We start from the raw sequence: 18,070 nt of genomic DNA, 5'->3' as shown, positions 1-18,070 counted from the left end.
TTATAGTTTTCTCTGCGTAACCGGTACTGCCCATTCACGCAGTTCTTTATTTCTGATTATTTTCTCCAGACCTGTAACTGCCGAGGTTTCATAAAAATCTGACAGATTAAAGGTGAATCCCGTATAACTGGCAAGGTATTTATCAATATAAGGAAGTCTGGTACTGCCTCCGGTTATGTAAATCCCCTGTTTCGCAATATGGTAGGAAATCTGGGGAGGAATTCGCTCCAGAAATGTTTTCATCTCTGCCGCAATCTCATTCAGACAGTTCATGATACCGTCATTTACCACATAAGAAGAAATGATTTCTTCTCTTGGCAGTCCGGAAATACAGTCAATTCCTACAATCTTACGTACTTCCTTTTTCGGATCACTGAGGCGTCCCATGACCATCTTAAGCCTCTTGGCAGTCCTTGTGCCAATCTGCAGATTATATCTTTTACGTATTTCACTGCAGACAGATTCATTCATCTGTCTGCCTCCCAGCGGTATTTTCCTGCTGATAATGATCTTTCCTCCGGTGATGATCGATACTTCTGTACTTTGTGCACCGATATTTACGATCATATTTCCTTCCGGATCTTCCAGATTGACACCCATGGCAATGGCATCTGCAATGGGTGCCTCTACCATAAATACGCGATTTTTCTTTAACCAGTGGCCATTCGCCACATGAAAATATGCCCGTTTCTCAACCGCAGTCATATCCAGAGGAACAGTAAAATACATTGTTGCGCCAAATCCCAGGATATGATCGATCTTTCGGATCATACTGTAAAGAACAATCTCCTGAAGTTCCAGATTAGCGATCATGCCAAATGTCATTGGCGAAGTAACCGTAATATCTGTGGGGGATTTCTCAAACATATCGTATGCTTCATTTCCCATTGCAATGATCGTGTGTTCCTTGGACGCGATCATATTTTTCTCGATATAAGTTTTGTTTCTGAAAAAAGAATAGACTTTTACGGAACTGCTTCCCAAATCTATTCCATATGTTTTCTCAAATAGCATATTCTGCCCCTTTGTTGTTGCCTTATTCTGTACATGTATTCCATAATCCTTCTTCTCTGAAGCTGCAGTATCTCTGATCCCCGATCACAATATGATCCAGCAGATGTATTCCCAGCAGTTCCCCCGCCTGATAAATCCTGGCTGTGATCTGTAAGTCATCCGGACTTGGTGTAGGATCACCACTTGGATGATTGTGTATCAATATCAGACTGACTGCATGGCGGCGCAGGGCTTCCATGAAGATTTCCCTTGGTGTTACCAGCGAACCGGTTGCAGTTCCCCGGGTCAGTATCTTATCTCCCAGAAAATGTCCTTTCACATCTGACATCATACAGATCACCAGTTCCTGCTCTTCATGGCGGAGTTCTTCCATATAATAAGCTGCTATGGAGGAGGGATTGTTCATAACTATCTGCGGTCTGGCAGCAGCCTTGGCAATTCTTTTGGAAAGTTCTCCAATGCATTTTAACTGTACTGCTTTTACCTGTCCGATTCCATGAATCTTCATAAGATCCTGTACAGATACATGCATAAGCCCCATAAGGCCGGGATAGGAGGACGACTCCATAAATTTCAGGATCTCCTGTGCAAGTGCCAGTGAATTCTTTCCTGAAGTGCCGCTGCGCAGGATTACTGCCAGCAGTTCAGTGTCATTTAATGAACCCTCACCCTGCATAAAGCATTTCTCATACGGCCGCTGTTCCCTGGGAAGCTGCTTCATAATATTATTTGCATTATTCATAAGTCTGCCTGTGCTCTCTAAAGCCTCTGGGCAAATTGCAAATTATATTCTAGCATAAAAGAGGAGAGATGTACACTCTCCTCTCTGATTTTTATGTGAACTTTATGTTTACCGGTAATATCCCGCTTAAGAGATCAATTATTTTTTATAGCCGCATATTTCCGGCATACAGTCTCAGCAACTTTGATTCCATCCATGGCAGCACTTGTGATTCCGCCTGCGTAACCTGCACCTTCGCCACATGGATAAATTCCTGCCATATTTGCTGTGAGCTCCTGATCACGTACGATTCTTACAGGAGAAGAAGTACGGCTTTCAATGCCACTGAGCAGTGCATCCTCTCTGTCAAATCCGGAAATTCGTTTTCCGAAGGCTCTGACACCTTCTTCAATAGAATCGCCTACTGCTTTTGGCAGAACAGAGCGTACATTTGTCAGTATATATTCTCCCTTCATACAGGGAGTAACCTCTCCTAATGCTTCACTTGCCTGATTTTTGCAAAAATCACCAAACAGCTGAACAGGAATTTTTCCTTCTCCGAGCTCCCATGCTTTTTTCTCCAGATCACGCTGAAATTCTACGCCGCCAAGAACTCCTTTATCCGGGAAATCTTCTGGTGTGACTGTGACGATCATGGCACTGTTTGCATTTCTGGAATCACGTGCCTGATAGCTCATTCCGTTCACTGCGAGACGACCGGGTTCAGAGGATGCATTTACAACATATCCGCCCGGACACATACAAAAAGAATAAACACCTCTGCCATTTGCACACTTATGGGTTACTTTATAGCTGGCTGCACCAAGTAATTCATTCTCAGGCTCTCCATAAAGATCCATATTGATCATTTCCTGAGGATGTTCAATACGCAGCCCCACTGCAAATGACTTTGGCTCCATATAAACACCACGTTTCTGTAACATTTCAAAAGTATCTCTTGCACTGTGTCCTGGTGCCAGTACACAGACTTGTGCAGGGATTCTCTTATCATTGTTGATCTCAATTTCTTTTAATGTATTGTTCTCAAAAATCAGATCTGTCACCTTGGAACGGAAGCAAAATTTTCCTCCCATTTCTTCGATTTCATGACGCATTTTTTCAACAATACCAACCAGCACATCCGTTCCCAGATGTGGCTTCTGCTGATAAATAATTTCTTCCGGTGCGCCGGCAGCTACGAAACGCTTCAGTACCTCATGATTACGTCCGTAAGGATCTTTTACCAGCGTGTTCAGCTTTCCGTCGGAAAAGGTGCCGGCGCCGCCTTCTCCGAACTGTACATTGGACTCAGGGTCAAGAACACCATTTTTCCAGAAATTTTCTACTGTTTTCTGACGTTTCTCAGCCTCTTCTCCACGTTCAAGTATTATCGGACAATATCCGGCCTTCGCAAGATACCATCCGCAGAAAAGACCTGCAGGACCACTTCCCACAATAACGGGAGAATGTAAAAGAGGTGTCTCACCCGGAGAGGGAAATTCATATGGCCTTTCTTTGGTTAACATAACATTGTTATTGTTAACTTTTTTAATGAGCTTCTGTTCATCTCTGATCGTTACATCTACAGTATATACAAAGATTTTGTCATTTTTGTGTCTGCAGTCCAGAGATTGCTTTTTTATTTCATAAGTAAAACTGTTTCCGGGATTTTTTAATGCTTTTGCAATCTTTTTTTCGAGCTGTGCCTTTGTATGTGTGATCGGAAGTTTCAGCTGTGAAATTCGAATCATTTTTTCTCCTCCTTTGCTGCATTTCTGCCGGCCACTGCGCCGCTGCTCCATGCCCATTGCAGATTATATCCGCCGCATGTACCGTCAATATCCAGAAGCTCCCCTGCAAAATACAGACCCCTACAGAGCTTTGACTCCATGGTTTGAGAATTTACCTGCGTGGTATCTACTCCCCCGGAGCAGACCTGTGCCTGTGAAAATGACATACCATCCTGTACTTCAAGAGGAAATTCCCTTATGGCAGAAACCAGTTGTTTTTGTGATATAAGGATTTTGATAAGCTTTTCCGGGAAAAGTCCCACCAGGAGTTCTTTTTCTTTTTTATAGGGACATGCCTTCTTTCGTGCATACAGAAGTTTCTTTAATTCTTCTTCTGACAGCTCCGGCATGAAATTAATGCGGAGCTCTGCTTTATGTCCTTCTCTGACTGCACGTACTGCATAAGTGCTGAGCTGAAACACTGGGATTCCGGAGATTCCGTATTCTGTAAGCTGTAGCTCGCCATGTTCAGATTTACAGAATTTCCCATCTGTAAAAAGAGAAATCTCTCCTTCTGTACGTACGCCTGCCCATGCCTTAAAAGAAGAACCTTTACACTTCAGGGCAGTAAGTGCCGGATAAACCGGGACAATGCGGTGCTGAAAGCTCTCTGCCAGCATATATCCGCTGCCGTCTGAACCTGAAACAGAAGATGCCCGGGATCCATTGGCAAGTATCAGTGCATCTGCATCATAGTGCCATCCTTTTGTCAGGATTTGGAAATTCTTTCCATTTGTCCCGGTTTTTATTTCTGTAACCTGTTCGTTTGTCTTTATTTTCACACCCAGACTGGCAGCCTCCATACACAATACATCTACAACACTCTGCGCCTGATTGCTTCTCGGATAAAGATAGCCGTTCCTGTTTAAAGGATAGATTCCTATCTCTTTGAAAAACTCAATGGTATTCTCGACAGAAAACTCTCTGAGTGCATCTTCGACAAATTCCGGATGTTCGCCTCTGTATGCATCATCCGGTCTTGCAAGATTGGAAAAATTACATCTGCCGTTTCCTGTAGCACAGATTTTCTTTCCGGGTTTCTCGTTCTGTTCCAGAACAGTGACTGCTGCCCCGTTTCGGGCCGCCATGATCGCTGCCATCAGTCCACAGGCTCCTGCTCCTGTGATCACTACCTGTCTTTTTTTCATAAAGTTACAAGTCCTTTATCAACCATTTTCTGCAGGGACATCAGAACACCCAGTTTTGCATGTTCCCAGGTAAGTCCTCCCTGAAAATACACTGCATATGGAGACTTCATCGGACCATCTGCAGAAAGCTCGATGGAAGAGCCCTGTACAAAAGCACCTGCTGCCATGATAACCTGACTGTCATATCCGGGCATATCCCATGGCTCCGGATCCACATAACTGTCAACCGGTGCTGCTGCCTGAATACCCTTACAGAACGCGATCAGACCTTCCGGTGTGCCAAGGCTTACTGCCTGAATGATGTCCTGACGTGGCTCTGTGGAATCCGGGATTACCGGGAATCCAAGTTTCTCATAAATATTTGCCGCAAACACAGCTCCCTTTAACGCACCCTTGGTAACCATCGGTGCAAGGAAAAATCCCTGGAAGAAAGAACGGTTGACTCCCAGAGTTGCGCCTACCTCACTGCCAAGTCCGGGACAGGTCATTCTGTAAGAAGCATTCTCCACGCACTCCTTAGTACCTGCAATATAACCGCCGATAGGCGCAAGTCCGCCGCCCGGATTTTTGATCAGAGAACCAACGATCATATCAGCTCCCACATCACTTGGCTCAATGGTATCTACAAACTCACCGTAGCAGTTATCCACCATACAGATCACATCCGGTTTAATACTCTTTACAAAAGAAATCAGTTCTCCAATCTGTTTTACAGAGAAAGACGGACGTGTCTGGTATCCTTTGGAACGCTGGATCTCCACAAGACGTGTTTTTTCATTGATTGCTTTACGGATGCTGTCATAATCAAAGGTTCCGTCTTCTAACAGTTCCACCTGACGGTAACTTACTCCATATTCTGCGAGAGAACCTTTTGACGGGCGGATGCCGATTACCTCTTCCAGAGTATCGTAAGGCTTTCCGGCAGGCGCCAGAAGTTCATCACCCGGACGGAGATTACCGAATAAGGCAATGGCCAGCGCGTGAGTTCCGCATGTGATCTGCGGGCGTACCAGACAGGCTTCCGTATGGAAAGTATCTGCATAAACCTTTTCAAGTGTTTCCCGGCCAATATCGTCATATCCATAACCGGAAGAATTTCCGAAGCATTCTGCGCTTACTTTATTTTTCTGCATGGCAAGAAGCACCTTCATCTGGTTATATTCTGCCGTTTTATCAAATTTTTCAAATCTTTCTTTTAAAGATTCCTCAATCTTATGACCAAAGTCATAAACCTCTGAAGAAATCCCAAGCTGTGCGTACATTTCTTTCATAATTTGTTTCGTCCTCATTTCTGTTTGCATTATTATCTTTATTTTATCTCTGAATTTCACTTATTCTGTATCAGTGATTTTTAAGAAAAATTCGGTTATAAAATTCTTCTGTCCCTGCATACCTTCAGCATCTCATCAAGGATTCTGTCTTCATTATAGTCAAATTCATCCTTATTCATCCAGATGGTATCCTTCTCCCTGCGAAACCAGGTCAGCTGACGTTTTGCAAAATGTCTGGTATCTCTTTTCAGGATCCTGACCGCTTCCTCTAACGGATACTCGCCATCCAGATATGCAAGGATTTCTTTATATCCAAGTCCCTGCATGGAAACCATCCCCCTGTGGTATCCCATATCTTTTAACTTCTGCACTTCCTCAAGGAGTCCCTCTTTTAACATCTCATCAATACGGTCATCAATCCGTTTATAAAGAAGTTCCCTTGGTACATTCAGCACAAAATATGCCAGATTATAAGGGGTTTCGTGTTCCCTCTGCTCCTGATTATGTGCGGAGATCGGCGACTGGTTCTGATGATAAAACTCCAGTGCCCTGATCACACGTTTTACATTATTGGCGTGGATTTCCCCGGCACTGACAGGATCAACATCCAAAAGCATCTGATGCAGATATTCATTTCCCTTCTCTGCAGCAAGCTGTTCCAGCTCCTGACGGTATCCGTCTTCCTGCTCTGCCTGAGTAAAATCAATATCCTTTGTAATAGCCTGTATATAAAATCCGGTTCCTCCTACCAGAACAGGAATTTTCCCCTTGGCATAAATTTCTTCCATGGCAGCTTTTGCCATCTGTTGGAATTTCACGATATGAAATTCTTCCTGAGGCAGCAGTTCATCTACCAGATAATGCTTTACTCCCTGCATCTCCTCCGGCCGGATCTTAGCTGATCCAATATCCATATATTTGTAGACCTGCATGGAATCAGCAGAAATGATCTCTCCGTTTACTGCTTTCGCAAGAGCAATGGATAGATGGGTTTTTCCTGCTGCCGTCGGTCCTGTAAGAACGATCAGTGGCTTTTTCATAATAGCTCCTTATATATAAACTATACAATACGTTTAAATTTCTTTTCCAGTTCTGTTTTAGTCATGGAAATAATCGTCGGTCTTCCATGAGGACAGTGATAGGGATTCTCCAGTGTAAGCAGTTCATCGATCAATGCATTTGCCTCCCGGTCGGACATCTGATGATTTCCCTTTACCGCAGCCTTACATGCCATGGTGGCCAGTCTGGAAGCAAAGATTCCAAGTGGATCCTTATCCTTCTCAGAAGCAAGATTGTCAAGCATTTCCAGAAAAAGTTCTTCCTCCGTAAGACCGTACAGATTGGCCGGGACTGCATTGATACAGTATTCCTTACCGCCAAATGGTTCAATCTCAAATCCAAAATCCTCGAAATACTTACGGTTAGCCTTAAGAAGAGCTTCTTCTTGAAGATTCAGGGATACGATCAGTGGCGGGCTGAGGTACTGGGATTCTACTGTCTGCTCACGAAACCTTTTTACGAAACGTTCATAATAAACCTTTTCATGTGCCGCATGCTGGTCGATAATAAAAAATTTATCCTCAAACTGAACAAGCCAGTAAGTATCAAAAATCTGTCCGATCAGCTGATGACAGCTTCGGGATTCAGGAGCAAGAAGTTTCTCCTCAAATAATTCCAGCTGCTGTGGTCTGATTTCTTCTGATATTACATTTTTGTTTTGTTCTATCTGTTTTCTGTTTCCTTCTGAATCCACAGCAGTCTTCAGATATTCTGCAGTTTTCTGTTCTGCAATTTCCTGCTTTGTCTCTGAAAATACCGGTTGTTCTTCATTCTTTTTCTCGCTTAGTGTTCCCTCAAAAAGCTGTTCCTCTGCCTTGGTAAGAGGATCCCTGGTCTGATAGATCTGCTGTTCACGCACTGCCTGTTCTGCCATTGTAACAGTTCCTCGTGGTAGTGCGGTATGCTCAGAAACCCTGGAAGCTGTATTTACAGTCTTTGGACGATACTCCGGAATTTCAGCCCGACGTCTGGTTTCAAATGGCTCCGGTACATCCCCCGGTTTTACCACAGGCTGCTGCTTTTTAATCGGCTCTTCTTTTCCAAAAGGCACTGTCTGGATCATTTCTCTTGTGGTAAGAGCCTTGTGGACTGTCTCGTAAACTGCATCATAAACTTCTGTTCCTCTTGCAAACCGCACCTCCATCTTGCTTGGATGCACATTTACATCCAGATCATTTCCCTCCATCTGAATATGAAGAGAAACAAAGGGAAACTTATGCTGCATGAGAAAACCCTTATAGGCATCCTCTATCCCCTTTGCAATGATCCGGTTCTTTACAAAACGTCCGTTAATATAATAATTCTCAAAGGTACGGTTACCTCTGGAAATCTCCGGTTTTCCCACAAAACCCTCAATCTTCATAAAATCATTCTCGTAGGATACCTCAAGAAGTGCTTTGGTGATATCTCTTCCATATATATTATAAATCACATCTTTCACATTGTAATTTCCGGAAGTATGAAGCTTCACCTGTTTATTCTGGATATATTTAAAAGAAATCTCAGGATGGGACAATGCCAGCTGCTCCATCAAAGTGCTGACATAATTTCCCTCCGTAGTATCTGATTTCAGGAACTTGCTTCTAGCAGGTGTATTGTAAAAAAGATTTCTCACCAGGAAAGTAGTTCCTTCCGGTGCTCCCATATCCTCTAAAGACTCCTGTACACCACCGTTGATCACATAACGGACGCCGCTTAATGCAGATGGGGTTTTTGTGATCAGTTCCACCTGTGCAACAGCAGCAATACTGGACAAAGCCTCACCGCGAAATCCAAGAGACGCAATGTGTTCCAGATCCTCAACCTTCTCAATCTTACTGGTGGCATGACGCAAAAATGCCAGGGGTACCTGATCTCTTTCCATACCCCCGCCATTATCTGTGATACGTATCATCTTTTTGCCGCCGTCTGTGATCTCCACTGTTACAGCAGTTGCTCCTGCATCAATTGCATTTTCCACAAGCTCCTTCACAATGGAGGACGGACGTTCCACTACCTCACCGGCAGCAATCTTATCTATGGTCTGCTGGTCTAATACTGCAATTTTTCTCAACTTTTATCACCATCTGTTCTTAATCTTGTTCTGCAGGTTATAAAGTGTATTCATTGCCTCGATAGGAGTCATATTCCCCATATCAAGACCTTTGATCTCATCAATGATATCGTTATCCTTAACTGTATCGAACAGAGACATCTGTGCCATATCCATCTGATCGTATACAGGCTTTTTCTTTTTCGCAGATGTCAGGTCTTTTACTGCTGCCGTAATATCCGCATCACTCAGTTCCTCCACCAGTTCCTTTGCTCTCTGGATCACAGAATCAGGAACACCGGCAAGCTTGGCAACCTGGATACCATAACTCTTATCTGCGCCACCCTGGACAATCTTACGCAGGAATACAATATCATCCCCCTTTTCCTTGACAGCAATACAGTAGTTATTGACTCCCGGAATTTTACCTTCCAGTTCAGTAAGCTCATGGTAATGGGTGGCAAATAATGTTTTGGCACCACAAAGCTTTGTATTGCTGATATGCTCGATCACAGCCCATGCAATAGCAAGACCGTCAAATGTACTGGTGCCACGTCCGATCTCGTCAAGGATCAGAAGGCTTCTTGCAGTTGCATTTCTCAGAATATTTGCAACCTCTGTCATCTCCACCATAAAGGTACTCTGACCACTTGCCAGATCATCCGACGCACCTACACGGGTGAAGATCCTGTCAACAATTCCGATGTTTGCTTTTTCAGCAGGGACAAAACTTCCGATCTGTGCCATCAGTACGATCAGGGCAGTCTGTCTCATGTATGTAGACTTACCTGCCATGTTTGGACCTGTGATAATAGATACCCGTTTCTTATGATTATCCAGATATGTATCATTTGCAATAAACATATCGTTCTCTATCATCTGCTCTACAACCGGGTGACGACCGTTTTTAATATCTATCACACCTGTTGTATTTGTCTTCGGACGTACAAAATGATTTCTCTCAGCAACCAGGGCAAGGGAAGCAAACACATCCAGTGCGGCCACTGCCTTGGCAGTCTTCTGGATCCGCATAACTTCTTTTCCTACTGTGTCCCTTACATTGCAGAACAGTTCATATTCAAGAGCATAAAGTTTATCCTCAGCCCCAAGGATCAGATCCTCCAGTTCCTTTAATTCCTGGGTGATATAACGCTCTGCATTTGTAAGAGTCTGCTTACGGATATAATTATCCGGCACCAGATCCTTAAAAGTATTGGTGATCTCCAGTGAATAACCAAATACACGATTATATTTAATCTTCATTGTTTTGATGCCTGTGCGTTCACGCTCTCTTGCTTCCAGCTCAGAAAGCCATTTCTTACCATCTGTTCTTGAATGGCGGAATTTATCTACATCCTCATTATAGCCCTCTTTGATGATTCCTCCATCCTTCTGTGCAAGAGGCGGATCTTCCACAATAGCACGCTTGATCAGATCTGTCACATCTTCCAGCGGATCCATATCCTCACAGATTTTCTGAAGCAGAGGTGTTTTAAACTCCTTTAATACCTGTTTTATATAAGGAAGCATTTCCAGTGAAGAAGCAAATGCGATCAGATCCCTTGGATTCGCAGATTTATAGCTGATACGGCTGATCAGTCGTTCCAGATCATAGACCGGTCCCAGATATTCTCTGATCTCATCCCTAAGCATTCCGTTTTTATTTAACTCATCCAGTGCTTCCAGACGTTGTTCAATCTCATCTCTGTCGATCAATGGCTGTTCTACATAACTGCGGAGAGTTCTGGCTCCCATTGCTGTTTTTGTTTTGTCCAATACCCAGAGAAGAGAACCTCGTTTCTGTTTCTCCCTCAGGGTTTCCACAAGTTCCAGATTCCTGCGGCTGGAACTGTCAATAAGCATATATTTCTCTGCTGCATAAGGACGGATCGTTGCCATATGGGACAATGCTGTTTTCTGGGTTTCCTTCAGATAAAGGAAAAGAGCTCCTGCTGCAATGATCCCGCAATCATAATCTCCGATACCCAGTCCTTCCAGAGAACCCACATGGAAATGTTCCTTTAATGTACGGCGGCATAATTCGTCATCGAAATACCAGGAATCCAGGGAAAAAACACAGATTCCCAGACGGTTCTGCAAATCATCCGTATCTATATTGGACATATAAAAAGAATCATTACAGATGATCTCCGCAGGTACAAATTTATTGATCTCATCCAGGAGTTTCTGAGGTTTATCCACCTCAGTAAGGAAACAGTCACCTGTAGTGATATCTGCGATAGCACATCCGAAATGTTCTTCCATGGACACAATAGACATCAGGTAATTATTCTTCGTCTCATCCAGAGAGGCCGCATCCAGTGTGGTTCCGGGAGTTACGATCCTTACAACCTCACGTTTTACCAGTCCTTTGGCCTTTTTGGGATCCTCTACCTGCTCACAGATCGCTACCTTATGTCCCCGCTCGATCAGACGGTTGATGTAAGTTTCCGCAGCATGATAAGGGACACCACACATGGGTGCCCTCTCCTCTAATCCACAGTCCTTTCCTGTAAGGGTGATCTCCAGCTCTTTGGTGACAAGCAACGCATCATCAAAAAACATCTCGTAGAAATCTCCAAGACGGTAAAATAGAATGCAGTCTTTATATTGTTCCTTTGTCTTGCAGTATTCCTGCATCATCGGTGATAATTTCCCTGTGTTAACTGGAAACCCTGTATTTACGCGGCTTGTAGATGCTTTATGTTCCTCTTTGACCCACTTTTGACCCATTTTTTTTTCTTCTTCAGTGTTTCTTGTTTTTTCCAAATATTTAAACCTCTTCCTAAAATCTCATTTCATCAGCAAAATCAGCTTTCTTTTCCTTTTAGATTTTTTTCCATAACATTACCATCCTTTTTCTAATAACAATAGATGATCATGCATGGCACTGGACTTAATTTTAACACAACCCCAAAAACCTTTCAAGACTGCCGATCTATCCATTTCTGAAATTTTTCTTATCAATCAGGGTTCTTCGCCCAATTCGTACCATGAAGGTATTATTGTTCATAAGTGTTCGCATTGTTTTCTCAGGCTTCCTGTAAGCTGCATCCGCTCCGATGACTTTTGCTTACTACACTATTTTTACTTATCTTTAGTTTTTCGCATCATTTTTTAAGCGATGGATAAAGGATTCCATGATAATCAAATTCAGGATTATCCAGCATCTTTTTTCTTTTCTTTTCTTTCTAATATCTTTTTCAATTTCCTTTTATTCCTCAACAAATTCTGCTTAATTGCCCCTTCTGACATCTTCTGACAACTTTTTCATGTTCAACGTTTTTAATATATGGCATAATGTTATCCTTTTCTAATACAATATATTTAAGGCTGATGTCTCTACAACTCTGATACAGAATAACTGCTCTATTATAACTGGATATTTACTCTTAAGCACGATATTATATAAATCAGGGCAAGCCCAACAGACCTGCCCATTTATAAATGCGTTCCTTATTTTATTGCACATAGATTTTCATCAATCCATTTTTGGACTTCATTCACATTATGATTTACAGCTTTTGCAATTTTTTCAACAGACAGACCCATTTCTGCAAGAGAAAGAGCTGTTTCTTTTTTGGCCTTTAATTCCCCACTTTCCATTCCCTCGCTGTAGATTTTCTCCATTTCATGGCACATAAGCTCAACCCCTTTCTGCGTGTCTTTTAATTCATGTACCCGTTTTGCAAGAACCGGACTGTGCATTTCATCAGCATTCTTACAATGCAGATCATGCATAAGTCTCCCAAGTTCTGTGTCTTCCTGTTTTCTGGAATTCACATATATAATATGTGCTTCGTCCTGAAAGCTATCATCGGCTTCTTTGATATGCCTGTCAATATGGTAAATAGGAAAGCCATACCCAAGGATGTCATCCCTGGTAATAAAGATCACATAGCTTTCCGGTAATTCATCAAAATCCTGACCCGGATTCAAAGTGTTCATGTCCATCAAACCACTATGGTAACGTGCCCTCTTAGGTGATGCACCTTCATTATCCTGCTGGATCTCCACATCAAACTGTTTGCCTTCGGAATCTCTGGCAACACAGTCCATGATTGCGGATCGTCCCTGCAGATTCTTATAATCCTTCTGGATGATCTGATCAATTACTCGCAGATCCTGTTTTTCCATAATGACCTACAGAACATATTCCAGGCATTCTCTCTGTTTGAAAACATTTCTCATAAATATGTCACTCATGAGTGTAAAATTCTTAATAATACCTTTATATCTTTCGTAACGTACTTCCAATCCGTTCTCTGGCACAATTTTTTCATCTGCCACGTTCGCTGTCACCTCCCACTTTATTCTTTTTATGTTATGAAGAAATTTTCGAAAAAGCTTTTGTTTATTTTATCTTAGCATCAATGAATGACCTTTACAAGACACTTTTTCCCCGAATTGCATCGGGTGTTTTTTAACCTACCCGTTCCACATAGCATACACTGTTTCCTTTGCACTCAAATTCCGGACAAAGAAACAGCCATAATCTTTCCAGATCATTGATGTTCATGGCATCCAATTCTGTTTCATCTTTTTCCAAAACAGATTCTTTTGAGTTCCATTGAACATACAGGTCTCCTGTAAAGGCATCATCCTCGCCAAGGCAAGTCCGAGGGCACGGTATGTCCGCTTTGTCAAGGTAAGATGTTCTCCAATGCGCTCCAGGACTTCTCCCGGAATTTCCTAATATAGAAAATATAAGCTCCCATAATGGATGATTAAAATACCCCATTATTATTCCAATGAATACCAACACTTCTGCATAACACTTCCGCTTTCAATAATTCAAAACTGTTTCTGCCATACATTATTCGTTTTATAATTTTGATTTTATTTACACTACCTTCTGCAAGCCGTTATTATACGAATATATGATTCCGTTTTTTACAGCAGTTAAGTCCTTTTTTACACCGTTTATAAATGTTTGAAATTCAGGAATATCATATTTTTGTGCTGTATTGATCCATTCGTCTAATTTTGCAGCATTTTTTGAGAATATAACGTTACAAAAATCTTTGGTTAATGTATACAGCTCACTTAATAAAGGATATTTTTTAATACTTCCTGATACTATTTTACAGTGATTGTTCCTATATCCTCAAGTTTTTTACAAATCAGCTGGCACAAAGCTTTCCTTTGCACATATTCAGAATGCGGCTTCTCCGTTTCCTTCTGTTCATGCATTCGTGTTCTTTCTTTTTGTATAAACATTCGTAACGATAATAAGAACCGTCTTGCCTTTTACCAGTCTGGATATTGCGTTTTGAATTTCAGTCGTCCTTTTCCCTTCTACGGACTTTACGACATAGGCCGTAAACAAATTCAGTAATAATCTATTTTTTTCTTTCTGTTCTTTCAATTTTGGGAAACTCTGATCGCTAATTACGTGTTCCATTTTACAGGCATCTGTTTCTGCCTGTCGTGGATCCACGCCAGCTTCTATTAGTTCTTCCGTAAAAAAGCGGTGTCGCTCATAAATTTTTTCAGCTACCACTTTCCCTTGACTCGTCAAGTACAAAAAGTGATTCTCATCTATAGTTAAAAACCCTTCTTTTAAAATATTAACCGCATGACATACGCTGGGCTTTGATACTTCCATATGTCGAGCGATGTCTACCGAGCGGACGCTTCCAAATTTTTTATAGAGAACCAAAATTGCTTCTAAATAATCTTCTCCAGATGCATAAAGGTTCATAAGTCCTCCTTTACTGAGCCAGCTTCCAGCCGATGGCCTCCTGTCTGGCCGATACAAAATCGGCATACAGGCCCTTCTGCCGGATCAGCTCTGCATGAGTGCCGCGCTGGACGATATGAGCGTTGTCCAGTACAAGGATCTGATCGGCGTTGCGGACGGTTTTCAGACGGTGGGCAATCATGATGATGGTCTTGTCATGGGTCAATGCCTCGATAGCCCGCTGCAATTCATCCTCATTCTCCGGGTCAACGCTGCTTGTTGCCTCGTCCAAAATGATGATAGGTGCGTCCTTCAGCATGGCGCGGGCGATGGCAATCCGCTGTTTCTCGCCGCCGGACAAAGTACCGCCTCCCTCGCCAATCACGGTGTCATAGCCATCCGGCAGGGCAGAAATAAAGTTATGGCAGCAAGCCTTTTTCGCCGCTTCAACCACTTGTTCATGGGTAGCATCCGGGCAGCCAAACTTGATATTGTTCTCAATCGTATCTGCAAATAGGTACACGCTCTGGAACACCATCGAGATATTCTTCATCAGGCTGTCCAGCTTGAAATCTCGTACATCCGTACCGCCTATGGTAATCTTCCCGGCATTCACATCCCAAAAACGGGCAATCAGGTTGCACATCGTTGTCTTTCCTGCCCCGGAAGGGCCGACAATGGCCGTAGTCGTTTTTTCGGGAATGGTAAAGCTGACCTGATCTAATATCTTACGGTCTGCGTAGGAAAAATCCACCTTGTTAAACACGATCTCGCTGGACTTCGGCGTAATATCAGCGCCTTTCTCGTCCATTACCGGCGTGTCATCAATGGAGTTTGCCGTATCCATCGAGGCCGCCAGCATTTGCAGCAAAGAGGCCATATTCCCGGCGTTCAGAAGCTGGCTGATTTCTTCCACATTTGTCCCCAGTACGGCCAAATCGTCCGTAAAGGTAAAGGCCGCAATAATCGGCCCGATCAGCCCCAGCGAGAAAATCACAATGGACAGGAAGGTGGAAAGCTCCAGAATGCAAAACCGCAGGGCAGCACGCAGATCAGCACTGAGGGCAGGATGGCGTTGTAGGCGCTCATGGTTTTCTGGTTTTCACGCATCCAGTCCACATAATAGTTGGCGTTATAATTCACCACGTCAGAATATTTTTTGTAGGAACCGGCGGATTGGCTGAACGCTTTCACCACCTCAATCCCGCCGATGTATTCTACAATGGCGTTTGCCATCTGCTTTCCCGCTTTAACCGCGCCCTCCCATTTGACGGGATAATTCTTCATACCGGCGGACATGACAGCAAGGCCCACCACCAACGTAACAAGGGACAGGAGTGCCATGCGCCAGTCCATAACGAACAGATATACGACAATCACCAAAGGCACCAGCACATTTGCGGTCATTTCCGGGATCAGGTGCGCGAAGGTCGATTCCATGCCTTCGACCCGGTCAACAATCGTCGTTTTATACTGGCCGGACGGAGTATCTAAAATCGTCCCCATCGGGACGCGAGCCAGCTTTGCGGTGATATTCTCCCGCAGATTACGCAGCGTGTAATAGGTCGCTGTGTGGGAAATCGTTGTAGAAAGACAGGAAAACAGCACCTTCCCAAAGTAGCCGCACAGTGCAATAATACCAGCGGTCACATAGCGGGAAAAATTCTGTTCCCCAGACAACATCATTGTGACAATATGCGCCACGCAGAAATAGGGCACCATCTGGCAGGCCACGCCTAATACCGCAAGGATAACACTGCCGATGAATTTTCCATGATAGGGCTTGCCCCATCCCCATAAGACGCCTATGGGCGACTCTTTCTTTTCCTCCTTCATTCTGTGGACACCTCCTTCTTCATATCACTCAGAAAAAACTTTAGCAGGCGTTTTCGGCCATCGCTGTCCTCTATGGAATAACTTTCCTGAATTTGCCCGTTTTCTAAGTGAAGGACATAATTGCAGCAGCGTAAAATAAATTCCGGGTCATGCGTTACCACAAGCGCAGTTCTTCCGGCATTTGCCACTTGATTGACAACATTAGCGACCTGCCTCATGTGAAATAGGTCAAGGCCGCTGGTCGGTTCATCAAATAAAATCAGAAGCCGTCCCGAAGCAATCGCAGAGGCAACCGCCACACGCTGCTTTTGACCGCCGGACAGTCCCATCGGGTGGCAGTCCTCATAAGGCAGCAGGTCCATCTCCTGCAAGATTTCTCTTGCCCTCCGCTTATCCTCAGTTCTCATACTGAGCAGAATTTCATCCAGAACACTTTCGGTAAAGAGTTGGTGGTTCACATCCTGCATGACCATATAGCAGAGTTTCAATCGTTCTTTTCTGGAATAAGTCTTGCTCTGATCCTGCACTGTTCCCTTGAAGTGCTTTTCCAATCCGCATAGACACCGGGCAAATGTGGATTTTCCAGCACCATTATGTCCGATGATGGCCGTGGCGCTACCGGATGGGAAAGAGGTTTCCATTATATGCAAGGTTTCCGGCTCATGCTTATAGGCGAAAGATACATTCTTTATCGTCCAAACCGCCTCATTCGTTCTCTGCGGCGGGCCTTCAACTTCTGAAAGCCCCGCAAGGTCAAGAGGACGCAATCCCATATCGTCGCGCTGTTTTGCCGACAGGCCGCAAAATTCCTCTGCTGTATAATCACCGTCAATTTCTCCATCTTTCAGGTACAGGACACGGTCAAAGAGGCCGGACAGATAATATAGCCGGTGTTCAGAGATGATGATGGTCTTTCCCTGCGATTTCAAAGTAAAGAGAAGCTGCCGGAAATCAGCGATAGCGTATGCGTCAAGGTTGGATGATGGTTCATCAAGCACATAAACATCCGGGTCAATCGCCGCTGCCGATCCGCAGGCGATTTTTTGCTTTTCACCGCCGGACAAAGAAAAAATACTTCTATCAAGCAGCGGCTCCAACTTTAGCTGTGCAGCTACACGCTTTACACGGTCACGCACAAGATCTTCCGCTATGCCGTGATTCTCTGGGCCGAAAGCCAGTTCGCTGGTCGTGTCCACATTGAAAAACTGAGAACGCGGATTTTGAAATACAGAACCGACTTTCAGAGAAATATCAAACAGTGACAGGTCACGGGTATCCTTTCCATCCAGATAGACGGAGCCGGTATAAATCCCCTCATGATAATGGGGGATCAAGCCGTTAAACAACCGGGTCATGGTTGTTTTCCCACAGCCGGAAGTCCCACAGAGCAGGACAAAAGAACCGTCCTCAATAGTGCAGGAAATATGTTTCAAAGCGCCACCGGTCTGCCTCTCACTGTCGGGAAGGGTACTGGCAGGATAAGAAAAGGACACATCTTGACATTCAATCATTTCCT

General features: G+C 43.7%; 12 protein-coding genes and 3 pseudogenes. All 15 read right to left on the bottom strand.

Features of this window, described 5'->3' with window-relative positions:
• Positions 1 to 1,014 carry a rod shape-determining protein gene (locus LJE12_RS02040; RefSeq protein WP_227226468.1) on the bottom strand — a complete coding sequence of 338 codons (1,014 nt, stop codon included), beginning with the start codon at positions 1,012 to 1,014 and terminating at the stop codon, positions 1 to 3.
• Positions 1,015 to 1,036: 22 nt separating this feature from the next.
• A complete protein-coding gene (radC, locus tag LJE12_RS02035; RefSeq protein ID WP_008703183.1) occupies positions 1,037 to 1,756 on the bottom strand; it encodes a RadC family protein in 720 nt (239 codons plus the stop codon).
• Positions 1,757 to 1,890: 134 nt separating this feature from the next.
• Positions 1,891 to 3,486 (bottom strand): NAD(P)/FAD-dependent oxidoreductase, encoded by a 1,596-nt coding sequence (locus LJE12_RS02030; RefSeq protein ID WP_118759433.1) that lies wholly within the window; start codon positions 3,484 to 3,486, stop codon positions 1,891 to 1,893.
• A complete protein-coding gene (locus LJE12_RS02025; protein ID WP_118759434.1) occupies positions 3,483 to 4,673 on the bottom strand; it encodes an NAD(P)/FAD-dependent oxidoreductase in 1,191 nt (396 codons plus the stop codon). Before LJE12_RS02025 ends, LJE12_RS02030 begins: the two co-directional genes overlap by 4 nt.
• The gene (locus LJE12_RS02020) at positions 4,670 to 5,944 is read right to left on the bottom strand and encodes a methionine gamma-lyase family protein (protein WP_227226469.1); all 1,275 of its coding nucleotides are present in this window, start codon (positions 5,942 to 5,944) and stop codon (positions 4,670 to 4,672) included. Before LJE12_RS02020 ends, LJE12_RS02025 begins: the two co-directional genes overlap by 4 nt.
• 95 nt (positions 5,945 to 6,039) lie before the next feature.
• Complete coding sequence (gene miaA / locus LJE12_RS02015) at positions 6,040 to 6,984, bottom strand: tRNA (adenosine(37)-N6)-dimethylallyltransferase MiaA (RefSeq protein ID WP_227226470.1); 945 nt, start codon at positions 6,982 to 6,984, stop codon at positions 6,040 to 6,042.
• Positions 6,985 to 7,004: 20 nt separating this feature from the next.
• Positions 7,005 to 9,056 carry a DNA mismatch repair endonuclease MutL gene (mutL, locus tag LJE12_RS02010; protein ID WP_227226471.1) on the bottom strand — a complete coding sequence of 684 codons (2,052 nt, stop codon included), beginning with the start codon at positions 9,054 to 9,056 and terminating at the stop codon, positions 7,005 to 7,007.
• A gap of 6 nt (positions 9,057 to 9,062) precedes the next feature.
• Positions 9,063 to 11,678, bottom strand: a complete 2,616-nt coding sequence (gene mutS / locus LJE12_RS02005; protein WP_227226501.1) for a DNA mismatch repair protein MutS — start codon at positions 11,676 to 11,678, stop codon at positions 9,063 to 9,065.
• A gap of 813 nt (positions 11,679 to 12,491) precedes the next feature.
• Positions 12,492 to 13,241 (bottom strand): annotated as a pseudogene (locus LJE12_RS02000) (PD-(D/E)XK nuclease family transposase).
• Positions 13,242 to 13,458: 217 nt separating this feature from the next.
• Positions 13,459 to 13,584 (bottom strand): hypothetical protein, encoded by a 126-nt coding sequence (locus LJE12_RS19970; RefSeq protein WP_255601775.1) that lies wholly within the window; start codon positions 13,582 to 13,584, stop codon positions 13,459 to 13,461.
• Positions 13,585 to 13,878: 294 nt separating this feature from the next.
• Positions 13,879 to 14,103: a transposase gene (locus LJE12_RS21015; RefSeq protein WP_227226502.1), complete on the bottom strand. Its 225-nt coding sequence runs from the start codon at positions 14,101 to 14,103 to the stop codon at positions 13,879 to 13,881.
• A gap of 273 nt (positions 14,104 to 14,376) precedes the next feature.
• Positions 14,377 to 14,739 (bottom strand): annotated as a pseudogene (locus tag LJE12_RS01990) (metal-dependent transcriptional regulator); the annotation flags it as partial.
• Positions 14,740 to 14,749: 10 nt separating this feature from the next.
• Positions 14,750 to 15,610 (bottom strand): annotated as a pseudogene (locus LJE12_RS21010) (ABC transporter ATP-binding protein); the annotation flags it as partial.
• 101 nt (positions 15,611 to 15,711) lie between these two features.
• Positions 15,712 to 16,554, bottom strand: a complete 843-nt coding sequence (locus LJE12_RS21005) for an ABC transporter transmembrane domain-containing protein (protein WP_227226472.1) — start codon at positions 16,552 to 16,554, stop codon at positions 15,712 to 15,714.
• Positions 16,551 to 18,065 carry an ABC transporter ATP-binding protein gene (locus LJE12_RS01975; RefSeq protein WP_227226473.1) on the bottom strand — a complete coding sequence of 505 codons (1,515 nt, stop codon included), beginning with the start codon at positions 18,063 to 18,065 and terminating at the stop codon, positions 16,551 to 16,553. The genes LJE12_RS21005 and LJE12_RS01975 overlap by 4 nt, the downstream gene beginning before the upstream one ends.
• Positions 18,066 to 18,070: the final 5 nt, after the last annotated feature.

It is taken from the genome of Blautia sp. DFI.6.71 (genome assembly GCF_020593585.1).
In the GTDB taxonomy this organism is placed as follows: domain Bacteria; phylum Bacillota; class Clostridia; order Lachnospirales; family Lachnospiraceae; genus Blautia_A; species Blautia_A wexlerae.
Note: the sequence above shows the minus strand (reverse complement) of the source record. Positions and strands in the feature narration are given on the sequence as shown.

Coding starts and splice junctions, on each gene's coding strand:
- LJE12_RS02040 (WP_227226468.1), bottom strand. CDS start 1,014: ATGCTATTTGAGAAAACATATGGAATAGATTTGGGAAGCAGTTCCGTA.
- radC (WP_008703183.1), bottom strand. CDS start 1,756: ATGAATAATGCAAATAATATTATGAAGCAGCTTCCCAGGGAACAGCGG.
- LJE12_RS02030 (WP_118759433.1), bottom strand. CDS start 3,486: ATGATTCGAATTTCACAGCTGAAACTTCCGATCACACATACAAAGGCA.
- LJE12_RS02025 (WP_118759434.1), bottom strand. CDS start 4,673: ATGAAAAAAAGACAGGTAGTGATCACAGGAGCAGGAGCCTGTGGACTG.
- LJE12_RS02020 (WP_227226469.1), bottom strand. CDS start 5,944: ATGAAAGAAATGTACGCACAGCTTGGGATTTCTTCAGAGGTTTATGAC.
- miaA (WP_227226470.1), bottom strand. CDS start 6,984: ATGAAAAAGCCACTGATCGTTCTTACAGGACCGACGGCAGCAGGAAAA.
- mutS (WP_227226501.1), bottom strand. CDS start 11,678: ATGATGCAGGAATACTGCAAGACAAAGGAACAATATAAAGACTGCATT.
- LJE12_RS21005 (WP_227226472.1), bottom strand. CDS start 16,554: ATGAAGGAGGAAAAGAAAGAGTCGCCCATAGGCGTCTTATGGGGATGG.
- LJE12_RS01975 (WP_227226473.1), bottom strand. CDS start 18,065: ATGATTGAATGTCAAGATGTGTCCTTTTCTTATCCTGCCAGTACCCTT.